The 2,049-nt window shown below is 68.9% G+C and carries 3 protein-coding genes; all 3 read left to right on the top strand.

Annotation, left to right across the window (positions count from 1 at the left end; genetic code table 11):
- Positions 1-917, top strand: a 917-nt coding sequence (locus P409_RS32725) for an aldo/keto reductase (RefSeq protein ID WP_430515674.1), incomplete at its 5' end; no start/stop codon positions are given.
- A 539-nt stretch (positions 918-1,456) separates the two neighbouring features.
- Positions 1,457-1,675: a hypothetical protein gene (locus P409_RS32720; protein ID WP_052121660.1), complete on the top strand. Its 219-nt coding sequence runs from the start codon at positions 1,457-1,459 to the stop codon at positions 1,673-1,675.
- 94 nt (positions 1,676-1,769) lie between these two features.
- A partial coding sequence (locus tag P409_RS41060; protein ID WP_238578826.1) for a hypothetical protein occupies positions 1,770-2,049 on the top strand: 280 nt, incomplete at its 3' end.

Here is a 2,049-nt window from a genome sequence, read left to right as displayed (position 1 = left end):
ATGCCGCAGGATCGGATGGCGATCGCGGAATAGGGAGGTCAGCATGGGGCAGCACCGAAGGCCTGCGCCGCCGGCCGGTGGGCGAGACCACTGTGGTTCTGCCGTCCGGCGCCGCCATGCCGGTCCTGGGGCAGGGCACCTGGGGCATGGGCGAGGACCGGCGCCGGGCGAAGGACGAGGCGGCGGCGCTGGCCGCCGGGCTCGATCTCGGCCTGACCTTGATCGATACCGCCGAGATGTATGGCGAGGGCGGGGCCGAGGAGGTGACGGGCCAGGCCATCCGTGGCCGCCGTGACGGTGTGTTCCTGGTCAGCAAGGTCTATCCGCACAATGCCGGCTTCGCCGCCGCCATCGCGGCCTGCGAGCGCAGCCTGCGCCGCCTCGGCACCGACCGGATCGACCTCTACCTGCTGCACTGGCAGGGCCGCACGCCCTATGCCGAGACCATCGAGGCGTTCGAGCGGCTGCGCGAGGACGGCAAGGTGGTCGACTGGGGCGTCAGCAACTTCGACCTCGACGACCTGGAGACCTGGGCCGGCGAGGCGGGCGGCGGGCGCACCGCGACCGACCAGGTCTGCTACAGCCTGTCGGCCCGTGGCATCGAATGGGACCTGCTGCCCTGGTGCCAGGAGCGCGGCCTGCCGGTGATGGCCTATTCGCCGCTCGGCCAGGGCCGGCTGCTGGGCAACGCCGTCCTCGGCGGCATCGCCCGCCGGCACGGCGTGGCGCCGGCCACCGTCGCGCTGGCCTGGCTGCTGACCCGGCAGGGCGTCGTCGCCATCCCGAAATCCAGCCGGGTCGAGCGGCTGCGCGATCACCGCGCGGCGCTGGACCTCGCCCTCGACGAGGCCGACCTGGCGGCGCTGGACCAGGCTTTCCCGCCGCCGCGGCGGAAGACACCGCTCGCCATTCTCTGAGGCCGTTCAGAGAACCGGCCCATCCTTTGCCGTCATTCCCGCGAAAGCGGGAATCTCTTTCCGATCGAAGCGTAACGAGATCCCCGCTTTCGCGGGGATGACGGGTTGGGGGATCTCGAACAGGTTCTCCGAAAGGCGGCCTCGGGCTCGCCTGCGCCATGCAACGGCGGGCCGGCTGCCGCTGTTCGCCAATCGATATCCTTACTGAAAATTGAGAATTCATGAAGATCTGCAATCCGCGATGAATTCGAATTGTGTCCTCTTTGTGATCTCTTCGTGTCTTAAAAGAAATTTGGCGGCGTTCCGGCTTGGTTCGGCGCCGTATGCTTGCCGTTGTAGCCATCCGGGGCGACGGAATCTTCAGGATAGGGCGTGAAATGAGGGAGCCGGCTGTTTCCCAGGAGACTTCGCCGGTTGATGGAAGAGGGATCACCCCTATGTTGTCTGGAATGAAGCGTCTTGTCCTGGCCGCTTCGGCGGCCCTGCTCCTCGCCGGCGCGTCCGGCGCCGCTGTTGCCCGGGATCGGGCGCCCGCCCCCGTGGCCGCCCCGGCCGTGTGGACCGACCAGGCCGACGCGAACCTCGCCACCAAGGTGGATTGGCGCCGCGATCATTGGCGCCGGGACTGGCGTCGCGATCATTGGCGCAACGACCACCGCGACTGGCGGCGGGATCATTGGCGCAACGACCGTTGGCGCTCGCAGCACCATGACTGGCGCTGGCGCGACTACCGCCGTCCCTACCGCACCTGGCGCTGACGGTTACGCGATGATCCGGGGGCGATGAAGGTTGGCTTTCGCCCCAGGACCACGCCGGTCAATGGAAGAGGGATCAGCCCCCATGCTGTCTCGAATGAAGCGTCTTTTCGTGGCCGCTTCGGCGGCCCTGCTCCTCGCCGGCGCCTCCGGCGCCGCTGTCGCCCAGGACCGGGCACCTGCGCCCGTCGCCGCCCCGGCCGTGTGGAACGGCCAGGCCGATGCGAACCTCGCCACCAAGGTGGACTGGCGCCGGGACCATTGGCGCCGGGATTGGCGTCGCGATCACTGGCGTCGCGACCATTGGCGTCGCGACCATTGGCGCGGTGACTGGCGTCGTGACCACTGGCGTCGGGACTGGCGCCGTGATCACTGGC

It is taken from the genome of Inquilinus limosus MP06 (genome assembly GCF_000767795.1).
GTDB classification, from domain to species: domain Bacteria; phylum Pseudomonadota; class Alphaproteobacteria; order DSM-16000; family Inquilinaceae; genus Inquilinus; species Inquilinus limosus_E.
Note: the sequence above shows the minus strand (reverse complement) of the source record. Positions and strands in the feature narration are given on the sequence as shown.